At 74.6% G+C, this 209-nt stretch carries 1 protein-coding gene; it reads left to right on the top strand.

What is annotated here, in order from left to right:
• The coding region (locus TW83_RS17805) for an HAD family hydrolase (protein ID WP_045984128.1) at positions 1–209 on the top strand (209 nt) is incomplete at both ends.

Genomic DNA, 209 nt, shown 5'->3' with positions numbered 1-209 from the left:
CGGCGCAGGCCATGGGCGCGCGGCTTGGCATCGACCGGGCGCAGGGCGGGCTGACCCCCGACGACAAGCTGACGGCGATCCGCGCGATGGGACCGGGCAGCGTCTTCGTGGGCGACGGCATCAACGATGCGCCGGCGCTGGCCGCCGCCGACACGGGCATCGCCATCGGCACCGGGACCGATATCGCCATCGAGGCCGCCGATGCGGTG

The sequence above is a fragment of the Paracoccus sp. S4493 genome, from assembly GCF_000967735.1.
Classification (GTDB): Bacteria; Pseudomonadota; Alphaproteobacteria; order Rhodobacterales; family Rhodobacteraceae; genus Paracoccus; species Paracoccus marcusii.
This window is presented reverse-complemented; position numbering and strand designations above follow the sequence as displayed.